The organism is Pseudomonas sp. GM102, from assembly GCF_000282555.1.
In the GTDB taxonomy this organism is placed as follows: domain Bacteria; phylum Pseudomonadota; class Gammaproteobacteria; order Pseudomonadales; family Pseudomonadaceae; genus Aquipseudomonas.
In genome coordinates this window covers 1-23,398 of the sequence record NZ_AKJB01000094.1, presented here as the reverse complement: position 1 = coordinate 23,398, position 23,398 = coordinate 1, and the positions used below count along the sequence as shown (strand labels likewise).

Genomic DNA, 23,398 nt, shown 5'->3' with positions numbered 1-23,398 from the left:
GCTGCGAAGCAGTCGCAAAACCGACGTCGGTGTTCTATCTGGATTCCCTCGATGGCAGATTCGGGGCCGCTGCGCGCCCCAGCGGGAGCAAGCTCCCTCGCCACAGATGCGATCCTCCCTCTCTAAAACCTTAACTGGCTTGCTCGCGAAAGCGGCCTGATTAACGCCACCAACCTTCTTTGAAAATAAATAGAACTTCTCGTCTCGCGCAAACCTCCTAGCTAACAGGCCTCTCCATTTGGGTAACAACATGGACCTTGTTATCGCTCGTCCTGAAGGTTTGTACTGCCCGCCCGGTGATTTCTATATCGACCCATGGCAGCCGGTCGAACGCTCGGTCATCACCCACGCCCACAGCGACCATGCTCGCCGTGGCAATCAACATTATCTGGCGGCGGCACCGGGGGCAGGCATTCTGCGTGCGCGCCTGGGCGAAGACATCAACCTGCAAACCTTGCCCTATGGCGAGCCATTGCTGCACCGCGGCGTAAAACTGAGTTTTCACCCTGCCGGTCATGTACTCGGCTCCGCCCAGGTGCGTTTGGAATACAAGGGGGAAGTCTGGGTCGCCTCGGGAGATTACAAAACCGAGCCCGACGGTACCTGTGCGCCGTTCGAACCGGTGCGTTGCCATACGTTCATCACGGAATCGACGTTCGGCTTGCCGATTTACCGCTGGCAACCCCAGACGCAGATCTTTGCCGAGATCAATCAGTGGTGGCGGACCAATGCGGCGGCCGACAAGACCAGCGTGCTGTTCTGCTATTCCTTCGGCAAGGCTCAGCGGATTCTCCACGGCATCGATGCCAGCCTCGGCCCCATTCTGGTACATGGCGCGGTTGAACCCATCAATCGGATTTATCGCGAGAGCGGCATTTATTTACCGCCAACGATCTATTCCGGTGACGTAAAAAAACATGACCCGATGATGCGCAAGGCCTTGGTCCTCGCGCCACCTTCGGCGGGTGCCAGCCCTTGGGTACGGCGTTTCGGTGACTACAGCGATGGCTTCGCCAGCGGTTGGATGCGCTTGCGCGGTACACGGCGGCGGCGCGGTGTGGACCGCGGTTTCGTGCTGTCCGATCACGCCGACTGGCCCGGCCTGCTCTGGGCCATCGAACAAACCGCAGCCGAACGCGTGATCGTCACCCATGGTTCCATTGGAGTGCTGGTGCGCTATCTGCGCGAACAAGGCCTCGACGCCATGAGTTTCAGCACCGAGTACGGCGATGATGAAGACACCTCGGTCCTAGAACCCGAGAGCGCCGAGGTGCTGGCATGAAAGCCTTCGCCGACTTGTATGCCGAACTCGACGCCACCACCTCGAGCAACGCCAAACTGGCGGCGATGCAGAGCTATTTCGCCCAGGCCACGCCCGAAGATGCCGCCTGGGCGGTGTACTTTCTGTCCGGTGGACGACCTCGGCAATTAGTGCCGGTACGCATGCTGCGGGAAATGGCTACAGCGTTTTCCGGGCTCTCGCCCTGGTTGTTCGAAGAAAGTTATCAGGCCGTCGGTGATCTGGCGGAAACCATTTCACTGGTGCTGCCCGAAACGCACCACACCTCTACCGACGGGCTGGCGGTGTGGATTGAAGACAAACTGCTGCCGCTGCGTAACGCGCCCCCGCTGACCCTCGCCGAATGCTTGCCCGCGCTGTGGGCGCAACTGGATCGCCAGAGTCTGATGCTGTGCATCAAATTGATCACTGGCAGTTTCCGTGTCGGGGTCTCCAAATTGCTGGTCACCCGCGCCTTGGCGGCGATGGCTGGGCTCGACAGCAAACGCGTGGCCCAGCGGCTGATGGGTTACACCGATCTGTCCAACCGCCCAAGCGCCGCCAGTTACCTGAAGCTGATCGCACCCGAAGCACCCAATGAGCATGCCCAACGGGGCGGCCAGCCGTACCCGTTTTTCCTCGCCCATGCGTTGTCGCACCCGGTTGAGCAGTTCGACGCCCTGCTCGGCCCGGCCAGTCAGTGGCAAGTGGAATGGAAGTGGGACGGCATCCGCGCTCAAGTGGTCAAGCGCGATGGGCGCTTGTGGATCTGGTCGCGAGGTGAAGAGCTGGTAAGCGAGCGCTTCCCCGAACTGGACAGCCTGGTTCACGGTTTGCCCGATGGCACGGTGATCGACGGTGAAATCGTCGCCTGGAAAGCGGCACAACCGGGCATCAACGACACCTTCGACCCGCAATCGCCGTCGCCACCCGCTGTGCAGCCCTTCGCCCTGTTGCAACAGCGGATCGGCCGGAGAACGCTCAGCAAGAAAATCCTCGATGAAGTACCCGTGGTCATACTGGCCTATGACCTGCTGGAATGGCAGGGCGAGGATTGGCGTAACCAGACTCAAGCCACGCGCCGCACTCAGCTGGAGCAACTTATCAACACCTGCGCAAACCCGGTGTTACTGAGCTCGCCCGTGCTGACCGGTGAAGACTGGTTCGACCTCGCCCGCCAACGAGAGGCCTCCCGCAGATTGGGCGTCGAAGGCATGATGCTCAAGGCCCGCGATGCGCTATATGGCGTCGGGCGGACCAAGGACATGGGCGTGTGGTGGAAATGGAAAGTCGACCCGTTCAGCATTGATGCGGTGCTGATCTATGCCCAGCAGGGCCATGGCCGCCGGGCCAGTCTCTACACTGATTACACCTTCGCTGTGTGGGACGGCCCACCCTCTGCCCGCGAGCGAACGCTGGTGCCTTTCGCCAAGGCTTACTCCGGGTTGACTGACGAAGAAATGCGCCAAGTCGACAGCATCGTACGCAAGACCACGGTAGAAAAATTCGGACCGGTGAGTAGTGTGAAGCCGACCCTTGTGTTTGAGCTGGGATTCGAGGGCATTGCCCTGTCGAAACGGCACAAGAGCGGAATTGCGGTGCGGTTCCCGAGGATGCTGCGTTGGCGGCAGGACAAGTCGGTGGAGGACGCTGACAACTTGGCGACATTGCAGGATTTGCTCGCCTGACCTGATTTCTGTGGGTTGATCCTGTAGGAGCGAGGCTTGCCCGCGAATCTTTTGGCGTACTTGAGGACGCCTTCGCGGGCAAGCCTCGCTCCTACAGGATCAGATTGGGCATCAGGGCAAGCTCTCTCCCCACATTTAGCACCACCCTGGCGCAGGGATCTGGCGATGCCCGTTTTCGTGCATAAATCGCGCTTTGCCACTTCTTGTATTACCTTTTAAACGCTTGTTCGGGACTCTGGTTCGGAAATTGCTACTTTTAATAGGTCTTACGCTTTTCAGTAACAGTACTTCTGCGCCACAAGCGCTCATATTGGTTCTTAGGGATTGAATAATGAAAAAAGCATTGCTGACCCTTTCTGCACTGGCGTTGTGCATGGCTGCCGGCTCCGCGCTGGCCAAGGAATACAAAGAATTGCGTTTTGGCGTTGACCCTTCTTACGCGCCGTTCGAGTCCAAAGCAGCCGACGGCAGCCTGGTTGGCTTCGACATCGACCTGGGCAATGCAATTTGCGCCGAGCTGAAGGTCAAGTGCAAATGGGTCGAAAGCGATTTCGACGGCATGATTCCGGGCTTGAAAGCCAATAAATTCGACGGTGTGATCTCATCGATGACCGTCACCCCGGCCCGCGAAAAAGTCATCGACTTCTCCGACGAGCTGTTCTCCGGCCCAACCGCTTATGTATTCAAGAAAGGTTCCGGCCTGAGCGAAGATGTCGCTTCACTGAAGGGCAAAACCGTCGGCTACGAGCAAGGCACCATCCAGGAAGCCTACGCCAAGGCCGTGCTGGACAAGGCTGGCGTGAAAACCCAGGCCTATCAGAACCAGGATCAGGTGTATTCCGACCTGACTTCCGGCCGTCTCGACGCAGCGATCCAGGACATGCTGCAAGCCGAACTGGGCTTCTTGAAGTCACCAAAAGGCGAAGGCTACGAAGTCAGCAAGCCGGTCGACAGCGAATTGCTGCCGTCGAAAACAGCTATCGGTATCTCTAAAGGTAACAAAGACCTTAAAGAACTTTTGAATAAAGGTATCAAAGCGTTACACGACGACGGCACCTACGCCACCATTCAGAAGAAACACTTTGGCGATCTGAATCTGTACAGCGGCAAATAATGCCCGGCGCCCATCTCGCGATGGGCGCTTTTTTCACCCGATCAGGTTGCTGATTTATGTTCGAAAACCTATTACAAAACCTGGGGCTCTCAGCCTTCAGCCTCCAGGGCTTCGGTCCGTTGCTGATGGAAGGCACCTGGATGACCATCAAATTATCGGTGTTGTCGCTGTTGGTGGCCGTGTTGCTCGGCTTGCTGGGTGCCAGTGCCAAGCTGTCGAAAGTCAAACTGGTACGTGTTCCGGCCCAGCTCTACACCACGCTGATTCGTGGGGTGCCCGATCTGGTGCTGATGCTGCTGATCTTCTACAGCCTGCAAACCTGGCTGACCTCGTTCACCGACTTCATGGAATGGGAATACATCGAGATCAACCCGTTCAGCGCCGGGGTCATCACCCTGGGCTTCATTTATGGTGCGTACTTCACCGAAACGTTTCGCGGGGCGATCCTCGCCGTGCCACGGGGCCAGGTCGAAGCCGCCACCGCCTACGGCCTCAAACGCGGCCAGCGTTTTCGTTTCGTGGTGTTCCCACAAATGATGCGTTTCGCCCTGCCGGGTATCGGCAACAACTGGATGGTGATGCTCAAGGCCACCGCGCTGGTCTCGATCATCGGCCTCGCCGACCTGGTCAAAGCCGCGCAGGACGCCGGTAAAAGCACCTATCAACTGTTCTACTTCCTGGTACTGGCCGCACTGATTTACCTGGTGATCACCAGCGCCTCCAACGTCGTCCTGCGCTGGCTCGAACGCCGCTACGCCGCCGGCTCCCGGGAGGCCGTACGATGATCGAACTCTTGCAGGAATACTGGAAACCCTTCCTTTATACCGACGGTTACAACATCACCGGCCTGGCCATGACCATGTGGCTGCTCAGCGCTTCGATCTTCATCGGCTTTCTGGCGTCGATCCCGCTGTCCATCGCCAGGGTTTCGCCCAAGATCTACATCCGCTGGCCAGTGCAGTTTTACGTCTACCTGTTCCGGGGTACGCCGCTGTATATCCAGCTGCTGATTTGCTACACCGGTATCTACAGCCTGGCGGCCGTGCGCGCCCAGCCGGTCCTCGATGCGTTCTTTCGCGATGCGATGAACTGCACGATCCTGGCCTTCGCCCTGAACACCTGCGCCTACACCACTGAGATCTTCGCCGGGGCGATTCGCAGCCTGCCTCACGGAGAAATCGAAGCGGCCAAGGCCTACGGTCTGTCAGGCTGGAAGCTCTACGCCTACGTGATAATGCCGTCAGCCCTGCGTCGCTCGTTGCCTTATTACAGCAACGAAGTGATCCTGATGCTGCATTCGACCACCGTGGCGTTCACCGCGACCATCCCGGATGTATTGAAAGTCGCTCGCGATGCGAACTCTGCGACCTTCCTGACATTCCAGTCGTTCGGCATCGCCGCGCTGATCTACCTGACCGTTACCTTTGCGCTGGTCGGCCTGTTCCGTCTCGCCGAACGCCGATGGCTGGCCTTCCTCGGGCCGACTCACTAGGACAACTCGTACATGCGCCACCAGATTCATGACCTGCTGGCCCCGCTGCCGGGGACCGTGCGACAGATTCACAGCTTCCACTTCGGCCCGCAGTCGGCCAAAGGCAAGATTTACATCCAGTCCTCCCTGCATGCCGATGAATTGCCCGGCATGTTGGTGGCCTGGCACCTCAAGCAACGTCTGGCGGAGCTGGAAGCCGCCGGCCGGCTGCGCAGCGAAATCGTGCTGGTGCCCGTGGCCAACCCGGTCGGCCTGGAACAAGTGTTGATGGACGTTCCACTGGGCCGCTACGAACTGGAAAGCGGGCAGAACTTCAATCGCTGGTTCGTCGACTTGAGTGAAGAAGTCGGCAACGAGATCGAAGGCCTGCTCGGCGACGATCCGCAACGTAACCTCGAACTGATCCGCGACAGCCTGCGCAAGGCGTTGGCGCGGCAAACCGCAGGCACTCAACTGCAATCCCAGCGCCTGACCCTGCAACGGCTGGCCTGCGATGCGGACATGGTGCTGGACCTGCATTGCGATTTCGAAGCCGTGGCGCACCTTTACACCACGCCCGAGGCCTGGCCGCAGGTCGAACCGCTGGCGCGCTACATCGGTTCCGAAGCCAGCCTGCTGGCCACCGACTCGGGTGGCCAATCGTTCGATGAATGCTTCACTCTGCTCTGGTGGCAGTTGAAAGAGCGCTTCGGCGAGCAGTTCGAGATTCCGCTGGGCAGTTTTTCAGTTACCGTCGAATTGCGCGGCCAGGGTGACGTCAATCACCCGCTGGCCAGCCTCGACTGTCAGGCGTTGATCGATTATCTGATTCACTTCGGCGCGATTGCCGGTGAGTCGGCGCCATTACCCGACCTGCCCTACCCGGCCACGCCGCTGGCCGGCGTCGAACCGGTGGCGACACCCGTGGGCGGACTGCTGGTGTTCACGGCCTTGCCCGGGGAATACCTGGAAGCCGGGCAACTGATCGCCGAAGTCATCGACCCGATCAATGATCGCGTCACTCCTGTTCATTGCACCGCCGCCGGGCTGATGTACGCCCGTTCGCTGCGGCGCATGGCCACTGCCGGCATGGTGATCGCCCACGTCGCGGGCACCGAAGCCTATCGCAGCGGCTACCTACTTTCGCCTTGAGGATGCATGTCCCATGTACAAATTGACCATTGAAGGCCTGCATAAAAGCTATGGCGATCATCAGGTGCTCAAAGGCGTTTCGCTCAAGGCCAAAACCGGCGACGTCATCAGCCTGATCGGCGCCAGCGGCTCGGGCAAAAGCACCTTTTTGCGCTGCATCAACTTTCTCGAGCAACCCAACGACGGCGCCATGAGCCTGGACGGCCAAACGATCCGCATGATCCATGACCGTCACGGCATGCGCGTGGCCGATGCAGATGAACTGCAGCGGATTCGCACCCGCCTGGCCATGGTGTTCCAGCACTTCAACCTGTGGAGCCACATGACGGTGCTGGAAAACATCACCATGGCCCCTCGCCGGGTCCTCGGTTGCAGCAAGCAAGAGGCCGAAGACCGTGCCCGACGTTACCTCGACAAGGTTGGCCTGGCCGCGCGCGTGGCGGATCAGTACCCGGCGTTCCTTTCGGGCGGTCAGCAACAACGGGTAGCCATTGCCCGCGCACTGGCCATGGAGCCGGAAGTCATGCTGTTCGACGAACCGACCTCGGCGCTCGACCCGGAACTGGTCGGCGAAGTGCTCAAGGTGATCCAAGGCCTGGCCGAAGAAGGCCGGACCATGATCATGGTCACCCACGAAATGAGCTTCGCCCGCAAGGTCTCGAGCCAGGTGCTGTTCCTGCACCAGGGTCTGGTGGAAGAAGAAGGTGCGCCGGAGGATGTGCTGGGTAATCCGAAGAGTGAACGGTTGAAGCAGTTCCTCAGCGGTAACCTCAAGTAACTTCCGCCCTTGTAGGAGCGAGGCTTGCCCGCGAAGGCGTCGGCACATTGCGCTTTGGTATGACTGGAAGGACGCCTTCGCGGGCAAGCCTCGCTCCTACAAAAACCAGGTTGTCCCACAGGTATCAGGCCACAGGCGCAGGCGGTGGCTTATCCGGCACAGTCGGCTCTCCGGGCTCTTTTGGCTCTTCATTGGGCGTGTCGGGATCTGGTTGAGTGGGGATGCCCCCGGCCATGACTGGCGGATGTGCCAACAAGGACCAGGCCAGCAGGCCAACCTGATTGGGCTCAAGCCTTGCCAGTTCGGCACTTATTCGCGGATCGATCTTCATGAAGCACTCCTGAGCGATGGCCCGATCCGCCTTGCGCGAATCGGAGCAGTACATTCCATAGAGTGTACGCCCGCTCAGGAATTCCAACGGTTTGTCAGACGGCTGACTCAGGTACGCGGCAGGGTCACGCCACGCTGGCCCTGATACTTGCCGCCACGGTCCTTGTAGGAGACTTCGCACTCTTCGTCCGACTCAAGGAACAACATCTGCGCCACGCCTTCGTTCGCGTAGATTTTCGCCGGCAGATTGGTGGTGTTGGAGAACTCCAGGGTCACGTGACCTTCCCACTCAGGCTCGAGCGGCGTGACGTTGACGATGATGCCGCAACGCGCGTAGGTGCTTTTACCCAGGCAAATGGTCAATACGTTACGCGGGATGCGGAAGTATTCGACGGTGCTGGCCAGAGCGAAGGAGTTCGGCGGAATGATGCACACGTCGCTGTGGATGTCGACGAAGCTGCCAGCATCGAAGTTTTTCGGATCGACGATCGCCGAATTGATGTTGGTAAACACCTTGAAGTGATTGGTGCAACGCACATCGTAGCCGTAGCTGGACACGCCGTAGGAGATCACACGGCTATCGTCGCTACCGCGCACCTGGCGCTCGACGAAAGGCTCGATCATGCCGTGTTCCTGCGCCATGCGGCGAATCCACTTGTCCGATTTGATGCTCATGGCGGGTGTCCTGAATAGCGAGGGTGGAAAAATTCTGTCCGGCATCTTACCGGGCAGGCGCTCCGGGTTCAAAGTCCGGGAGACAATTCTCGACGATCCCCCGTGAATTCCGGGCCTTCACCGCTATTCGATGCACCGTCAGTCATGAAAACAGAGAAACCTTCGCAAGAAACATTGGCACGTTCCGGAAAAAGGGTTAAGGTGGCGCCACTGTGCTGCTTGTGTCACTGAGAATCTCTACACGATATGTTGAATTTCGATCCAACCATCTACAAGAATTTTTCCTGCTCTTTGCACTCAGTCTCGGCCAGGGTTCTTCCTGCGTCGCAGTTATCTTTGTTCAAGGAGTTACACCATGTCTAATCGCCAAACCGGTACCGTTAAGTGGTTCAACGATGAAAAAGGCTTCGGCTTCATCACTCCACAATCCGGTGACGACCTGTTCGTTCACTTCAAAGCTATCCAATCCGACGGCTTCAAAAGCCTGAAAGAAGGCCAACAGGTTTCTTTCATCGCTACCCGCGGTCAGAAAGGCATGCAAGCTGAAGAAGTTCAAGTTATCTAACTTGTACTTGCTTTAGTAAAAAGCCCCGCCCTCAAAAGCGGGGCTTTTTTGTGCCTGTGTGTTTTGCATGGCAACAAAGATCGCAGCCTCACTTCGCTCGACAGCTCCTACGTTGACATGCGATCTCTGTAGGAACTGTCGAGCGAAGCGAGGCTGCGATCTTTTGATTTTTCAGTGTTACCAGGCCACGCCAAAACCCGCCGTGTAACGGGTCTTGCTCAGATCCGCATCGTCAGTACCGCTGATAATGTCTCGCTCGGCCTTCAGGTTAAGCGACGCCCAATCGGTCACTTTGTAGCGCAAGCCCATTTCGGCATCGAGTGCGTAATCAGCTACGCCTGACAACGGCTTGCCAACTTCGCCATTGGTGAAGAGCTCCACCTTCTTGCCGATCAGGTAGCGGTTGTAATCCCACTTCATCGCCAGGGAGTAGAAGTTTTCCTTGCTGCCATCGCTGAACTCATAGTCCGTGCGGTTCACCAGCGAGCCCAGCGAGAATGCGCCCAGCTCATCGTCCCAGAACTGATAACCGGGGCCGGTACCGACTGTGCGCTGGCGGGCCAGTTCTTCGACCTTGTCGCGCTTATAGACCGCGCGCCCTTGCCAGAACCATTTTTCGGTCAGGAAGCGGTCGAGCGAGTATTCGCCCCGCCAGTTGTCGGTAGTGACGACGTCGTCCTGAAATTCGCGGTTGTACTCACCTTCTGCGGTGTGTCGCCATCTGCCATGACGCGCAGTGGTCTTGAAGTCGATATCGTAATCGTCGGTGTCTTTCTCGGCCCGCTGATAATCCAGCGCTGCATCGATATTACCCTTCCACACCAAATCCTCGACGACAGGCTTGGGCTTGAGCATCTGCTGGATACTTGCCAGCTCCACAGTCTTGGGGCCATCGCCGTTGGCCAGGGTGACCTTGCCGTCTTCTGCTGCATGCAGCGCCTTGGCCTTTTCACCGGTGTAGGCATCCTGCTTGACCAGCAACTGCTGATCACTTTCCAGGGTTTTGACCTGCTTCCAGTCGATCGGGACCGCGCCAGCGTACTCGGTCTGAATCAGCAGCTTGCCACCATCGAATACGGTGATTTTGCCGCTCAACTTGTCACCGTTCTTCAACCAGACGGTATCGGCAAGCAAGGGAGTGGAAGCACTGGCGACAGCGAGGCACAGCAAGGTTCTGGACAACATAAGCGAATCGAAGGCTCAACTTTGCGAAAAAAAGTCGGCATTATCCTTACGAATAAGGCCATGACAAGGACTGACCCGACTTTTTCTATTGAGTTCATTTCTCAATGGGCAATCCAGGATTTACTCTACAGACGGTCAATGCGCATTTTTTCAGGAAGCCCGGGACGTGACCGACTCAACCGCTGAAACCGAAAGCGCGGCGCAAATCCGACGCACGGCACTCTACCTGACCCTGGCACAAGTGCCCGAGGGCAAAGTCGTGAGCTATGGCCAGCTCGCCGAGCTGGCCGGGCTGGGTCGTGCTGCCCGCTGGGTCGGGCGAACACTGAGCCAATTGCCCGGCGACACCAAACTACCCTGGCACCGCGTGCTGGGTGCCGGCGGTCGGATCAGCCTGCCCGTGGGCAGCCCTTCGGGGGATGAACAACGGGCCCGATTGCGCATGGAAGGCATCAGTATCCTGAACAATCGTGTTGATATTCAGCGCCATGGGTGGCGCCCGGTAGAGCACAGCGGTTAGAGTGCGCGCTTTGTTTCCGTAATCCTTGAGGCAGACTCCAGCCCATGCCCCGTAAAACCTGGCGCGCCGCGCTCGCCGCCTATGCCAGCCCCTCAACGCTCGTGCTGTTGCTGCTTGGTTTCGCCGCCGGCCTGCCTTACATGCTGGTGTTTTCGACGCTTTCAGTCTGGCTGCGCGAGGCCGGTGTGGCCCGCGAAACCATCGGCTACGCAAGCCTGATCGGCTTGGCCTATGCCTTTAAATGGGTCTGGTCCCCGCTGCTCGACCAATGGCGCCTGCCACTGCTCGGCAAGCTCGGTCGACGACGCTCCTGGCTAGTGCTGGCCCAGGCTCTGGTGATCCTCGGCCTGATCGGCATGGGTTTCTGCGACCCGCAAAAGCACCTGTCCTGGTTGATCGCCATCGCGGTGGTCGTCGCCTTCGCCTCGGCAACGCAAGACATTGCCGTCGATGCCTATCGTCTGGAAATCGCCGACGAAACCCGCCAAGCCGCGCTGGCGGCCAGCTACATGGCCGGTTATCGGGTCGCGGCCCTACTGGCGACGGCCGGCGCACTGTTCTTCGCCGAAGGCTTCGGCTCCACCGGTTTCAACTATAAGCATGCGGCGTGGACCGGCACCTATGTGCTGTTCGGCGTCTTGATGGTCCCGGCACTGCTGACCACCCTGTTCATGCGCGAACCGCCGGTGCCTTTGCGTACCCAGTTGCAGGCCGGGCGCTACAGCTTTGTGCACCAGTTAGCGTCGGTGTTCGTGCTGATCGTGCTGCTGGTGTCTGTACCGGCCATGTTCACCCAGCTCTACAACACTGACTTCGCCAGCGTACTGTTCAACGGCGTCAGCGTACTGGACCTGCTGCTCGAAGACCGTGCGTTCCTGCGGGCGATTCTCTATATCACGCTTACCGGCCTGTGCCTGTCGGCCATGGGGCGCCGCGGCCTGGCTCCGGTGCTGACGCCGGTCAACGACTTCATCCTGCGTTACCGCTGGCAAGCCCTGCTGCTGCTCGGGCTGATCGCCACCTATCGGATGTCCGATACGGTCATGGGCGTGATGGCCAACGTGTTTTACATCGACCAGGGGTTCACCAAGGATCAGATTGCCAGCGTCAGCAAGATTTTCGGCCTGATCATGACGCTGGTCGGCGCCGGCATGGGCGGCCTGCTGATCGTGCGCTTCGGCATCCTGCCTATCCTGTTCATTGGCGGCGTTGCATCGGCCGGTACCAACCTGCTGTTCCTGGTGCTTACGGATATGGGTGCCGATCTGCAGATGCTGATCGCCACCATCTCGCTGGATAACTTCAGCTCCGGCCTGGCGACGTCGGCATTTGTCGCCTACCTGTCGAGCTTGACCAACCTCAAGTTCTCCGCCACCCAGTACGCCCTGCTCAGCTCGATCATGCTCCTGCTGCCCCGCCTCATCGGCGGCTACTCAGGGGTCATGGTGGAAAAATTCGGCTATCACAACTTCTTCCTGATCACTGCCCTGCTGGGCGTTCCGACCTTGTTGTTGATCGCCTTGCACTGGTTTCAGGAAAACCGCCGCGCAGGTCCGACAGCGACGCCGGAGCCGGTTCAGACCCAGGTCGCGGAAGAATCGTAGGCTCTTTACGCAGGAAACATCGCAGAGGGCGCAGATTCTCGCCCTCCTGCCACACAGCCGGCCGCACTCCTGTACGCCAGCAGATCTCGCCCGTACAATGTTCCGTCATTTCTCGTCATCAGCAACCGACAACGGCCAACCATGCGCACCAGTCAATTTTTGCTCGCCACACAGAAAGAAACGCCTTCCGACGCGGTCGTCATCAGCCATCAGCTGATGCTGCGCGCCGGCATGATCCGCAAACTCGCCTCGGGCCTGTACACCTGGCTGCCCATGGGCTTGCGAGTGATGCGCAAGGTTGAAGCCATCGTGCGTGAAGAAATGAACGCCGCCGGCTCTCTCGAAGTGTTGATGCCGAGCACGCAACCGGCTGAACTGTGGCAGGAATCCGGTCGCTGGGAAGAATACGGCCCTGAATTGCTGCGCTTCAAGGATCGCCACGGTCGCGACTTCTGTGCCGGCCCGACTCACGAAGAAGTCATCACCGACCTGATGCGCAACGAATTGAGCAGCTACAAACAGCTGCCGATCAACGTGTATCAGATCCAGACCAAATTCCGTGACGAAATCCGCCCACGCTTCGGTTTGATGCGCGGCCGCGAGTTCATCATGAAGGACGCCTATTCGTTCCACGCTGATCAGCCTTCGCTGCAGATCACCTACGACCGCATGCATCAGGCGTACTGCAACGTGTTTACCCGCCTGGGCCTGAAATTCCGTCCGGTTGAAGCCGACAACGGCTCGATCGGTGGCGCCGGCTCCCACGAGTTCCACGTACTGGCCGAATCCGGTGAAGACGATATCGTCTTCAGCAACGGTTCCGACTACGCGGCGAACATCGAAAAGGCCGAAGCCGTACCGCGCGAAACCTCTCGTGCCGCGCCTGCCGAAGAGCTGCGCCTGGTCGACACACCGAACGCCAAGACCATTGCGCAACTGGTCGAAGGCTTCAATCTGCCGATCGAAAAAACCATCAAGACCCTGGTGGTGCACGCTGAAGAACAAGGCAAACTGATTGCCCTGATCATCCGTGGCGACCACGAGCTGAACGAAATCAAGGCCGCCAACCAGCCTGGCGTTGCCAGCCCGCTGGTCATGGCTTCCGAAGCTGAACTGCGCGACGCCATTGGCGCCGGCGCCGGTTCCCTTGGCCCATTGAACCTGCCACTGCCGATCATCATCGACCGTTCTGTCGAGCTGATGAGCGACTTCGGCATCGGTGCCAACATCGACGACAAGCACTACTTCGGCGTGAACTGGGAGCGTGATCTGCCGGTTCCGACCGTTGCCGACCTGCGCAATGTAGTGGCCGGCGATCCGAGCCCTGACGGCAAAGGCACCCTGGAAATCAAGCGCGGCATCGAAGTCGGGCACATCTTCCAGCTGGGCAACAAGTACAGCAAAGCGATGAAGTGTGAAGTGCTGGGCGAGAACGGTAAGCCAGTCACCCTGGAAATGGGCTGTTATGGCATTGGCGTGTCCCGCGTGGTGGCTGCCGCCATCGAACAGAACAACGACCAGAACGGGATTATCTGGAGCGATGCTCTGGCTCCGTTCCAGGTTGCCCTGGTTCCGCTGCGCTACGAAACCGAACAGGTTCGCGAAGCCACCGACAAGCTCTACGCAGAACTGACTGCCGCGGGCTTCGAAGTGCTGCTGGACGACCGCGACAAGAAAACCAGCCCGGGCATCAAGTTCGCGGACATGGAGCTGATTGGCATTCCACACCGGATCGTGGTCAGTGACCGCGGCCTCGCCGACGGCAATCTGGAATACAAGAGCCGCACAGAGGCCGAGGCGCAAGCGCTGCCGGTCGCTGACGTGTTGTCTTTCCTCCAGGCCCGTATCCGCCGCTGACACCAGATAGAGACGTCATGTTCAAGCGAAACACCTTAGGCCTCGGTAGCGCCGCCCTGTGCGGCGCGCTGCTGGTCAGCGGCTGTGCCAATCAGATGTCACAACGCAGCGAGCACGAGGAACGGGTCGAGCGCAAATTGCTCGATCACAGCCTGCAGATTGATGTCGGCGAGCCCAAGGTGCTTGAGCTGCCGCAACGTCGGGTGAAAATCCACGAGCAGAAGACTTTCGAAGTCACCGAGTTCGAAGTCACGCGTCACTACGATCGCTATACGCCTTACCAACCCTGGCGGGAGGTCTATGAGATCCCGCTGGGCGCGGTGGCCGTGGTGGCCGGTGTCGGCGCGAACGTGGTCAACGTGTTCGCCCTCGGCAATCTGCCGGACAGCGTGACGAAGGACTGGCTCAGCTATGGTTTCGCCGGGCTCAACCCGTTCATGAACGCGCAGTCTCATGGTCGGGCACAACAGAACCTGGCGGGTATCGACGAAGTCCAGCGCGACAAGCGCACGGAGTACTCGAGCCTGCCGTGGAGCGAGCGCCCGGTGCAGGTCAAGGCTGGCAAGAACACCTTCGAACTGAGCACCGACCGTAACGGCGTGTTGCGCCTGAACCTGCTGGATAGCCCGTTCGCCGAACATGACCTCAACCATCTGGGCAAGCTGCAGATCAGTGTCGAGGACAACAAGGACGATGTGCACACCGACTCGTCCCTGGCAATCAGCAGCAACTTGCGCGGCAAGCTACTCGAAGCGCATGGGTTGATTTACGACGACCTCGAAGACGACGAAGTGAGCCAGTGGGTACACCGGGTCAAACGCCTGTCGGAACTGGGTCTGGAAGAAGAAGCCAGCGAGCTGGAACAGAGCCTGATCGAACTGACCCGCAACGATCCAGAGTTGCAGACCGAATTCCTCAAGTCATTGACCAAGGATGCCGGGCGACTGGTGGCGGATCCGGGACCGAATTAAAGTCAAAAGCTTCGCGGGCAAGCCTCGCTCCTACAAGGATTACGCAATACCTGTAGGAGCGAGGCTTGCCCGCGAAGGCGTCATTGCATACACCACCGCACCAAAACCCTGCCCCTACCGCTCAAACAACTCCATCTGCTCAAACCCGCCCCGCAAATCCTCCAGCCTCACCCCAATCCCCAACAACCGCACCGGTTTCCCACCACGGTTAAAGGCCTGGGTCAGCAGCAACTGATAACTCCCCAGATCCCGCCCTGCCCCGGCCTGCTCCAAAGTGGTCTGGGTAAAATCATGAAATTTCACTTTGACGAACGGCTTGCCCGGGCGATAACTGCTGTCGATCCGCGCCATGCGGCCATTCAGGGACTCCAGCAACTCGGGCAATTTATCCAGACAACTCATCAGATCCGGCAGGTCCACGTCGTAAGTGTTTTCAACGCTGATCGACTGCCGCCGACTGTCGTTGTGCACCAACCGCTCATCGATCCCACGGGCGAGGCTCCAGAGCCGCTCGCCAAAGCTGCCGAATTCGCGCACCAGCGCCAACTTGTCCCACTCGCGCAAATGCGAGCAATCGACGATGCCGAGCCTGCCGAGTTTGTCGGCGGTCACTTTGCCAACACCGTGCAGCTTGCTCACTGGCAAACCACTGACAAAGTCTTCCACCTGATCCGGCGTGATCACGAACAAGCCGTTAGGCTTCTTCCAGTCACTGGCAATCTTGGCGAGAAACTTGTTGGGCGCCACGCCGGCCGACACGGTGATGTGCAACTGGTTGGAGACACGGCGGCGAATGTCCTGGGCGATTCGCGTGGCGCTGCCGCCAAAATGCGCGCTGTCCGACACGTCGAGATAGGCCTCATCCAAGGAAAGCGGCTCGATCAGGTCGGTGTAATCGCGAAAGATCGTATGAATTTCCTTCGATGCTTCTCGATAGGCATCCATGCGCGGCTTGACGATGGTCAGGTCCGGACAGAGTTTCAAGGCATGTCCGGAAGACATGGCCGAGCGTACGCCATAAGCCCGCGCTTCATAGTTACAGGTGGCAATCACCCCACGCCGATCCGCCGAGCCGCCCACCGCCAATGGCTTACCGGCCAAGCGCGGGTCGTCACGCATCTCGATGGCGGCGTAGAAACAGTCACAATCGACGTGGATGATTTTTCGCTGCGTCATATAAAAGCAGTGTTCATGGCGAAGAAATGAAGTGTTGGTGAGTCGTACCGGCAGTATCTCACTGACACCTGTATATAGCACCAGTACTCTGAATGTTCTTTTTCCTTTGTAGGAAAAGCACCGGAGATTTATTTTCTCAATCGAAAGCCCCCTCTCGATAGAGCCGCAAGCCTTGCCCTGCCTGCGTTTCAGATCGGTCAGCCGTTGCTTTTTTCACCTAAGCGCTTGAACAGGAACAGGTTTTACCGAGATTGAAGGTTGACAGCCCTGCGATCCTCTGTAGAATGCCGACACACAGACGCGGGATGGAGCAGTCTGGTAGCTCGTCGGGCTCATAACCCGAAGGTCGTCGGTTCAAATCCGGCTCCCGCAACCAAACATCAAAAAAGGCTACTCGAAAGAGTGGCCTTTTTTGTGCGTGCCTGTTTTATAAAAAATCAGCGGTCTATGCCTTACTGCACAGAAACAAGAAATCGTTCTGATTCCGAAACTTAGGTCTCCCCTTCAATCCTTCGCCGTCGTTTTAAACTTATTTGAGCCATACTGGGATTAACGGTTGACACTGGGGCGTTCGCCTGTAGAATGCCGCCACACAGACGCGGGATGGAGCAGTCTGGTAGCTCGTCGGGCTCATAACCCGAAGGTCGTCGGTTCAAATCCGGCTCCCGCAACCAAACATCAAAAAAGGCTACTCGAAAGAGTGGCCTTTTTTGTATCTGTTGAAAAAGTCCTTTCGCAACAATGATCTGTCACTGTGCAGTGAGCCGTTCGGGATCGCCGGACTGTGAGTTCAGCCCAGGCTGAACCGCAGACAGAACCCTCTACGACTGATGACGCGCCATCGCCCACATCTGGTGAGAGGCGTTAATATTTGTGATTATTTTTTTCTACAGGGATTGGTAACTTGGCTGGATACCTCCATCCTGTCGCGCACAATCCAAGAGGTGATTGATGCGCGCCAACTCGTCTAATCCACAAGACACCGTCACAGCGACACAACCGATCAAAGCCGAGCGCTTGCGCTTGCTGGATCGAATCAGCAAATATCGCCAACCCATCGGTCTGGCGGTCACTTTGCTGTTGTTCGCCATTGCGCTGATTGCCTGTCGTCACCTGCTGAGCGAACTCGATCTGTACGCGCTGCACGACTCGATTCTGGAAGTGCCGAAACCGGCCTTGCTGGGCGCACTCGCCGCGACCGTCATCGGCTTCATCATTCTGCTGGGTTACGAATGGTCGGCCAGCCGTTATGCCGGCGTGACGCTGGCCCCGCGATTATTGGCATTGGGCGGCTTCACCGCGTTTGCCATTGGCAATGCCATCGGCCTTTCGCTGTTGTCGGGAGGCTCGGTTCGCTACCGTTTATATGCACGGTATGGTGTGGGGGCGTCGGAAGTCGCGCACATGACTTTGTTTGCCAGCCTCTCACTCGGCTGCGCCCTGCCGCCCCTGGCCGCCCTCGCCACTCTCAGCAACCTGCCCGCCGCCTCCGTGGCCCTGGGTTTCTCCGAGACGTTGCTGGGTGCGATTGCAGTGGCCGTGCTGCTGCTCTCAACAGTACTGGCCATCGGCATCTATCGCCGTCGCCTGCCGGAACAGCCTTATCCCGACAACCTGCTGGTCAAGGTCGGTCGCCGCACCTTGCGCCTGCCGGGTCGTCGCCTGACGTTCCTGCAATTGGTCATCACCGCCCTGGACGTGGCCGCCGCCGCGACCGTGCTCTATCTGTTGCTGCCGGAAGCGCCGCCCTTCGGTGCATTCCTGCTGGTCTATCTATTGGCCCTGGCCGCTGGCGTGCTCAGCCATGTACCGGGTGGTGTCGGTGTGTTCGAAGCGATTTTGCTCGCCGCCTTCGCCGACAAGCTCGGCGCCGCGCCACTGGCCGCCGCCCTGCTGCTCTACCGGCTGATCTACGTGGTGCTGCCGCTGCTCGTGGCTTGCGTACTGCTGTTGATCAACGAAGGCCAGCGCCTGTTTCAAACACGCCAGTCCCTGCGTGCAGCATCTGGCTTGGCCGCGCCGATTCTGGCGGTGCTGGTGTTCCTGTCCGGTGTGGTGCTGTTGTTTTCCGGCGTGACGCCAGAGATCGATACCCGCCTTGAACACATCGGTTTTCTGATACCGCATCGACTGGTCGACGCCTCGCACTTTGGCGCCAGCCTGGTGGGCGTGCTCTGCCTGCTGCTGGCTCAGGGGCTGCGTCGCCGCCTGTCAGCCGCGTGGATGCTGACCACCATTCTATTGTTGGTCGGCGCCCTGCTCTCACTGCTTAAAGGGTTCGACTGGGAAGAGGCTTGCCTGATGACCCTGACAGCGAGTTTGCTGGGGGTTTTCCGGCGTTCGTTCTATCGCCCCAGCCGCCTGACCGAAGTGCCGTTTTCGCCGCTGTATCTGGTGGCCAGCCTGTGCGTACTCGGCGCATCGATCTGGTTGCTGCTGTTCGCCTATCAGGACGTTCCGTACAGCCATCAACTCTGGTGGCAGTTCACCCTCGACGCCGATGCCCCGCGTGGCTTGCGCTCGCTGCTTGGCGCCGCGGTCCTGCTGGTGGTGGTGTCTCTGACCTGGCTGCTGCGCACCGCACGCCCGGTGATCCATCTGCCAACGCCCGACGAGCTGGACCGCGCGGTAAAGATTCTCATGGCCTCCTCCCAACCGGATGGCGGCCTGGCCCTGACCGGTGACAAGGCGCTGCTGTTTCACCCCAACGACGAGGCGTTTCTGATGTACGCCCGCCGTGGTCGCAGCCTGGTGGCGCTGTATGACCCGATCGGCCCGACCCAGCAACGGGCGGAAATGATCTGGCAGTTCCGCGACCTCTGCGATATCCACCACGCCCGCCCCGTGTTCTATCAAGTGCGCGCCGAGAACCTGCCGTATTACATGGACATCGGCCTGACCGCAATCAAGCTCGGCGAAGAAGCCCGGGTCGATCTGCACCGCTTTGATCTCGAAGCCAAGGGCAAAGAGATGAAGGACCTGCGCTACACTTGGAACCGCGGCACCCGTGACGGCCTGTCGCTGGAAATCCATGAGCCGGGGCAAGCGCCGATGGATGAGCTCAAGGCTATTTCGGACGCCTGGCTGACCGGCAAGAACGTGCGCGAGAAAGGTTTCTCGCTCGGGCGTTTCAGTGATGACTACCTCAAGCACTTCCGCATCGCGGTGATTCGTTTCGAAGGGCGCCCAGTGGCGTTCGCCAACCTGCTCGAGACCTACGGCCATGATCTGGCCAGCCTCGACCTGATGCGCGCGCATCCCGACGCCCCCAAGCTGACCATGGAGTTCATGATGGTCGGCCTGATTCAACATTATAAAAATCATGGATACGCGCGCTTCAGCCTGGGCATGGTGCCGTTGTCGGGGTTACAACCCCGGCGCGGCGCGCCATTGACCCAGCGCTTGGGCTCGATGGTATTCCGCCGTGGTGAGCAGCTGTACAACTTCCAAGGTTTGCGCCGCTTCAAAGACAAGTTCCAGCCCGACTGGGAACCCCGTTATATGGCCGTGCCCGCCGGACTCGATCCGCTGGTTGCCCTGGCCGACACTGCCGCCCTGATTGCAGGCGGCTTGACTGGATTGGTGAAACGCTGATGATTCAACGCTCCCTGCGGTACGTACTGGCCACACTGGTAGTGCTGGCCCTGATTGTCGGTGGCGGTTTCTGGTACCTGAAACGCCCGGCACCAGAACCGACCCTCGAACTGCTTACGCCGGCCGATGGCGCCGCGATGACCCGCGTCATCCCCGGCAACACGCCGCGCGCCCAGGTGCTGGTGGCGGTCAATGAAGAGCAGAAGCTCAGCGACAAACAATTGCTGACCCTGAGCCGCAGCGGCTCGGCACAGATCGTCCAGGTGATCCTGCCCAAGGACTGCATCCTGCAAGGTCGCGCCCTGCAAGCAGGCCTCAGGCAACTCAAAGGCCCGGCAACCCTGGTCAGCGGCATCGGCCCAGGCGCCGTGCTGGCGTGGCGCTGGCTGGCCGAGCAGAAGGACGACAAGGCCCAGGCCATTTCGGTTGACCTGGCCCTGGAAAAACCCGGCTGCACTCACCTGCTGCCAAAAAGCGCCGCCCACGGCCATTGGCTAGTGGCCTGGAACGACAACCCGGACGACACCAGCGCCGGCTTCGTGCGTGACCAGGCCAATGCCGAAACCAGCATCAGCGACTACGACATCAACCTGCCGCAAGTGCTGAACAACGAACTGCGCAAAATTCTCGTCGGTGGCGATAAAGCCGCTGGCGGCCTGCAGATCCCGGTGGTCGAAGTCCCGGCCGGTCAAGCCAAGGACACCGTCACCCTGTTCCTTTCCGGCGACGGCGGCTGGCGCGACTTGGACCGTGATGTGGCCGGCGAAATGGCCAAGATCGGCTACCCGGTGGTCGGCATCGACACCCTGCGCTACTACTGGCAGCACAAGAGCCCGGAACAGAGCGCGCTGGACCTGACCGAACTGATGCAGCACTACCGGCAGAAATGGGGCACCAAGCGCTTCATCCTGACCGGCTACTCGTTCGGCGCGGACGTATTGCCCGCCATCTACAACCGCCTGCCGGAAGCCGAACAGCAGCGGGTGGACGCAATCATCCTGCTGGCCTTCGCCCGCACCGGCAGCTTCGAAATCGAAGTCGAAGGCTGGCTCGGCAACGCCGGCAAAGAAGCCGCCACCGGCCCGGAAATGGCCAAGCTGCCCGCCGCGAAAGTGGTGTGCATTTACGGTGAAGAAGAAGTCGACGAAAGCGGCTGCACCGACAAGACCGCCGTGGGCGAAGCGATGAAACTGCCTGGCGGCCATCACTTCGACGAGAACTACCCGGCGTTGGCTCAGCGGTTGGTGGATGTGATCGAGAAGCGTCAAGCGAAGGAGACGGCGGCTCAGGAGTGATCTGAGCCGCGCTCACAAAAAAGCCCCCGCAGCCTTATGGTTGCGGGGGCTTTTTTCATTTGAGTGCAATTTAACCAAACACCGCAGATCCCCTGTGGGAGCGGGCTTGCCCGCGATGGCGGTACGTCTGCCACATCAATGCTGGATCTGCCGCCGTCATCGCGGGCAAGCCCGCTCCCACAGGATCTGCGCTGCACCCAGATAAATGGCTACAAAGAAGCCCCCGCTGCCACAAAGCAACGGGGGCTTTTTAATTAGAGACGGCGCTCTGCCGCGTCGTAAACCTCTTCATCACGTCGCGCACCGACGGCGACGATCAAAACCTGGATCGCCTGCCCATCGACTCGATAAACAATCCGCGTATCACCTGTGCGGAATCCGTCTGCAACCTGCAAGACTGGCTCTTAGGGGCTTGCCGCTCTTATCCGGCTCGCCGTTGATAATCCGCTCTTCGATAACATCAAGAATGCGATTCGCCGCCACAGCTCCCAGCAGATCCAGATCCTTCTGAACCTCCGGATGATAGATAACGCCCCAAACCATCCAAAGCTCCTTTAGTCTTTCCTGGCGTACCGCGCCCGCATATCGTCGTGGCTGACGGCCTTGGCCTGATCAAAACCGATCAATCGCTCCCGAGCCGCTGCTTCAACCCGAAGGTCCTCAAGCTCGTCGAGCATTTCCTGATACGCATCGACATTGATAATGACCGCTGCCGGCTGATTGTCTTTGAAAATGACCAGCCGCTCAGTGGCTCGGCTGGAAATCTCTTTTAGCCTCGCGCTGAACCCCCTGACCATTGCCGTCACAGAAATCGCTTGGTCAGCACGCTCCAGTAATGCCGTCATACTCACCTCTCTACACACTCATGCAAATTTGAACACACAGTTCTACGCAGAGTATCGCGTCGAATTCGACATACAGCAAGCTGCAAAAAAACGCGAATCTACGAACCTCCGTTTTTCCATGCCTACAAAAAATGAGTCGAACGACTTGTGAATTCTTTCGCCACGTTTAGTTTCGTTTACTTAAGGTTTCGCAATATCAGATGACGCCCGCAGACCTTGTAGGCAAACTCCGAATCGTCCTTTTTGGGCACTTTGCTGCCTTGTTGCGCTTTTCTTCGACGGGATACTCTCCGGACGTCGCTGACCATTCAGCGATCGGGCTTGGAAACCCGTCGAGTTAAGTGCAACAGCGCCCCCCATCAGTACGGCAGCGGTTTTTACAGCTGCGATCCTGTTATGGCGGCTGTGCGTGGGACGCCTTCGGGCGTGCCGGTTCCTTAGCTCCCGGTTTTCCAACCTGCGCACAGCTGCCACCCATTCGCTTGGAAACGAACGTGGCCGCTCCCTCGGGTTAAGGAGTTAGACATGAGCAAAACAGATTCGCCCGCCCCCTCAGAACTGAAAACCATCGGCCTCACCCCTCTCATCTACTGCTCCGATCAGGCGTTGTTCAACGTCCGCGCCGGCGTCCCCATCGTTGATGCCTTGTCACAAGCCTCCGACCTGCTGTTCCTCGCCAAATCATTTACCGAGGATGCGGCCTACATCAAAGACACCGACCGCCACGCCTGGGCCGCGCATTACCTGACGGCAATGAGTAAGGCAGTGATTGATGATGTGGTGAAGGTGCTGACACCGCGACCTGCCCGGACAAAGACCGAATCTGAAGAAGAGCTGCCTGGAAGCCAGTAAAGGCTCAAATCCCCTGTGGGAGCGGGCTTGCCCGGGTAGAAACCGGAGACATCCTTTACGTTTTAAACCGGATACATCGTTTACAGGTATGAAATACGGTCAGGAGGTGCCTCGCCCAGGCTCGGCATGCCCTCAACTCCGGCATTGCTCCGGGGGCGGCTACCGCGGCATCCCTGCCGCGGTGCCCCCTGCGCAATACCTGCGTTCGGCCTCTGGGAATGGGGCGGCAGATCCAGATCCAGATCCAAAGCCAAGGCCAAGGCCAAGGCCAAAGCAACAGCAGAAGCAGACGCAGACGCAGACGCAGAAGCCAACATCAAAAGATCGCAGCCTCGCTTCGCTCGACAGCTCCTACAGTCAGGCCGAGCGTTAGCTCGCCTGCAGCTGTTGATCTTGACGCACCGCCCCCTCGTAAGGCTGAGTGCAGGTTCTGCGCAGTGGGCAACC

At 59.1% G+C, this 23,398-nt stretch carries 21 protein-coding genes and 2 tRNA genes; 17 read left to right on the top strand and 6 right to left on the bottom strand.

Features of this window, described 5'->3' with window-relative positions; genetic code table 11:
• The first annotated feature begins 250 nt into the window (after positions 1 to 250).
• The 7 genes from PMI18_RS06935 (at position 251) to PMI18_RS06965 (ending at position 7,482) form a co-directional block, all read left to right on the top strand.
• Positions 251 to 1,282 carry a ligase-associated DNA damage response exonuclease gene (locus PMI18_RS06935; RefSeq protein WP_007904670.1) on the top strand — a complete coding sequence of 344 codons (1,032 nt, stop codon included), beginning with the start codon at positions 251 to 253 and terminating at the stop codon, positions 1,280 to 1,282.
• Positions 1,279 to 2,967 carry an ATP-dependent DNA ligase gene (locus PMI18_RS06940; RefSeq protein ID WP_007904669.1) on the top strand — a complete coding sequence of 563 codons (1,689 nt, stop codon included), beginning with the start codon at positions 1,279 to 1,281 and terminating at the stop codon, positions 2,965 to 2,967. The genes PMI18_RS06935 and PMI18_RS06940 overlap by 4 nt, the downstream gene beginning before the upstream one ends.
• 331 nt (positions 2,968 to 3,298) lie before the next feature.
• A complete protein-coding gene (locus tag PMI18_RS06945) occupies positions 3,299 to 4,081 on the top strand; it encodes a transporter substrate-binding domain-containing protein (RefSeq protein ID WP_007904668.1) in 783 nt (260 codons plus the stop codon).
• A gap of 56 nt (positions 4,082 to 4,137) precedes the next feature.
• Complete coding sequence (locus PMI18_RS06950; RefSeq protein ID WP_007904662.1) at positions 4,138 to 4,866, top strand: ABC transporter permease; 729 nt, start codon at positions 4,138 to 4,140, stop codon at positions 4,864 to 4,866.
• A complete protein-coding gene (locus PMI18_RS06955) occupies positions 4,863 to 5,573 on the top strand; it encodes an ABC transporter permease (protein ID WP_007904660.1) in 711 nt (236 codons plus the stop codon). The genes PMI18_RS06950 and PMI18_RS06955 overlap by 4 nt, the downstream gene beginning before the upstream one ends.
• Positions 5,574 to 5,585: 12 nt before the next feature.
• Positions 5,586 to 6,704 (top strand): succinylglutamate desuccinylase/aspartoacylase family protein, encoded by a 1,119-nt coding sequence (locus PMI18_RS06960; RefSeq protein ID WP_007904658.1) that lies wholly within the window; start codon positions 5,586 to 5,588, stop codon positions 6,702 to 6,704.
• Between the two features lie 13 nt (positions 6,705 to 6,717).
• Positions 6,718 to 7,482 (top strand): ABC transporter ATP-binding protein, encoded by a 765-nt coding sequence (locus PMI18_RS06965; protein ID WP_007904656.1) that lies wholly within the window; start codon positions 6,718 to 6,720, stop codon positions 7,480 to 7,482.
• Between the two features lie 124 nt (positions 7,483 to 7,606).
• Here PMI18_RS06965 and PMI18_RS06970 read toward each other — a convergent pair whose 3' ends face one another.
• Positions 7,607 to 7,813, bottom strand: coding sequence for a hypothetical protein (locus PMI18_RS06970; RefSeq protein WP_007904654.1), 207 nt, complete (start codon positions 7,811 to 7,813; stop codon positions 7,607 to 7,609).
• 107 nt (positions 7,814 to 7,920) lie between these two features.
• Positions 7,921 to 8,487: a dCTP deaminase gene (gene dcd, locus PMI18_RS06975; protein WP_007904652.1), complete on the bottom strand. Its 567-nt coding sequence runs from the start codon at positions 8,485 to 8,487 to the stop codon at positions 7,921 to 7,923.
• A gap of 355 nt (positions 8,488 to 8,842) precedes the next feature.
• On the opposite strand from dcd, the gene PMI18_RS06980 reads away from it, so the two are divergent.
• Positions 8,843 to 9,052, top strand: a complete 210-nt coding sequence (locus tag PMI18_RS06980; RefSeq protein WP_002554837.1) for a cold-shock protein — start codon at positions 8,843 to 8,845, stop codon at positions 9,050 to 9,052.
• A gap of 177 nt (positions 9,053 to 9,229) precedes the next feature.
• Here PMI18_RS06980 and PMI18_RS06985 read toward each other — a convergent pair whose 3' ends face one another.
• Positions 9,230 to 10,237: a DUF481 domain-containing protein gene (locus PMI18_RS06985; protein ID WP_007904642.1), complete on the bottom strand. Its 1,008-nt coding sequence runs from the start codon at positions 10,235 to 10,237 to the stop codon at positions 9,230 to 9,232.
• A gap of 166 nt (positions 10,238 to 10,403) precedes the next feature.
• Here PMI18_RS06985 and PMI18_RS06990 point away from each other — a divergent pair, with 166 nt between their 5' ends.
• The 4 genes from PMI18_RS06990 (at position 10,404) to PMI18_RS07005 (ending at position 15,189) form a co-directional block, all read left to right on the top strand.
• On the top strand, positions 10,404 to 10,757 hold the full coding sequence (locus tag PMI18_RS06990; protein ID WP_007904640.1) for an MGMT family protein: 354 nt from the start codon (positions 10,404 to 10,406) through the stop codon (positions 10,755 to 10,757).
• 44 nt (positions 10,758 to 10,801) lie between these two features.
• Positions 10,802 to 12,361 carry an AmpG family muropeptide MFS transporter gene (locus PMI18_RS06995; RefSeq protein WP_007904638.1) on the top strand — a complete coding sequence of 520 codons (1,560 nt, stop codon included), beginning with the start codon at positions 10,802 to 10,804 and terminating at the stop codon, positions 12,359 to 12,361.
• 141 nt (positions 12,362 to 12,502) lie between these two features.
• Positions 12,503 to 14,218, top strand: coding sequence for a proline--tRNA ligase (locus PMI18_RS07000; RefSeq protein ID WP_007904637.1), 1,716 nt, complete (start codon positions 12,503 to 12,505; stop codon positions 14,216 to 14,218).
• 17 nt (positions 14,219 to 14,235) lie between these two features.
• Complete coding sequence (locus PMI18_RS07005; protein WP_007904636.1) at positions 14,236 to 15,189, top strand: hypothetical protein; 954 nt, start codon at positions 14,236 to 14,238, stop codon at positions 15,187 to 15,189.
• 114 nt (positions 15,190 to 15,303) lie between these two features.
• Here the strand turns inward: PMI18_RS07005 and dinB are convergent, their stop codons facing one another.
• Complete coding sequence (dinB, locus tag PMI18_RS07010; protein WP_007904635.1) at positions 15,304 to 16,365, bottom strand: DNA polymerase IV; 1,062 nt, start codon at positions 16,363 to 16,365, stop codon at positions 15,304 to 15,306.
• Positions 16,366 to 16,664: 299 nt separating this feature from the next.
• Here dinB and PMI18_RS07015 point away from each other — a divergent pair.
• From PMI18_RS07015 to PMI18_RS07030, 4 genes are all read left to right on the top strand, one after another.
• Positions 16,665 to 16,741: transfer RNA gene (locus PMI18_RS07015), tRNA-Met, on the top strand.
• A 221-nt stretch (positions 16,742 to 16,962) separates the two neighbouring features.
• Positions 16,963 to 17,039 (top strand) — tRNA-Met (locus PMI18_RS07020).
• 277 nt (positions 17,040 to 17,316) lie between these two features.
• Entirely contained in the window at positions 17,317 to 19,959 is a 2,643-nt protein-coding gene (mprF, locus tag PMI18_RS07025; protein ID WP_007904634.1) for a bifunctional lysylphosphatidylglycerol flippase/synthetase MprF, read from the top strand.
• Entirely contained in the window at positions 19,959 to 21,254 is a 1,296-nt protein-coding gene (locus PMI18_RS07030) for a virulence factor family protein (protein ID WP_007904633.1), read from the top strand. The genes mprF and PMI18_RS07030 overlap by 1 nt, the downstream gene beginning before the upstream one ends.
• A 363-nt stretch (positions 21,255 to 21,617) precedes the next feature.
• On the opposite strand, the gene PMI18_RS31620 is transcribed toward PMI18_RS07030, so the two are convergent.
• Positions 21,618 to 21,797: a type II toxin-antitoxin system RelE family toxin gene (locus PMI18_RS31620; RefSeq protein WP_007904632.1), complete on the bottom strand. Its 180-nt coding sequence runs from the start codon at positions 21,795 to 21,797 to the stop codon at positions 21,618 to 21,620.
• A gap of 11 nt (positions 21,798 to 21,808) precedes the next feature.
• Entirely contained in the window at positions 21,809 to 22,099 is a 291-nt protein-coding gene (locus PMI18_RS07035; RefSeq protein ID WP_007904631.1) for a Phd-YefM, read from the bottom strand.
• 525 nt (positions 22,100 to 22,624) lie between these two features.
• Between PMI18_RS07035 and PMI18_RS07040 the strand changes: the two genes are divergently transcribed.
• The gene (locus tag PMI18_RS07040) at positions 22,625 to 22,951 is read left to right on the top strand and encodes a DUF3077 domain-containing protein (RefSeq protein WP_007904630.1); all 327 of its coding nucleotides are present in this window, start codon (positions 22,625 to 22,627) and stop codon (positions 22,949 to 22,951) included.
• Positions 22,952 to 23,398 lie beyond the last annotated feature (447 nt).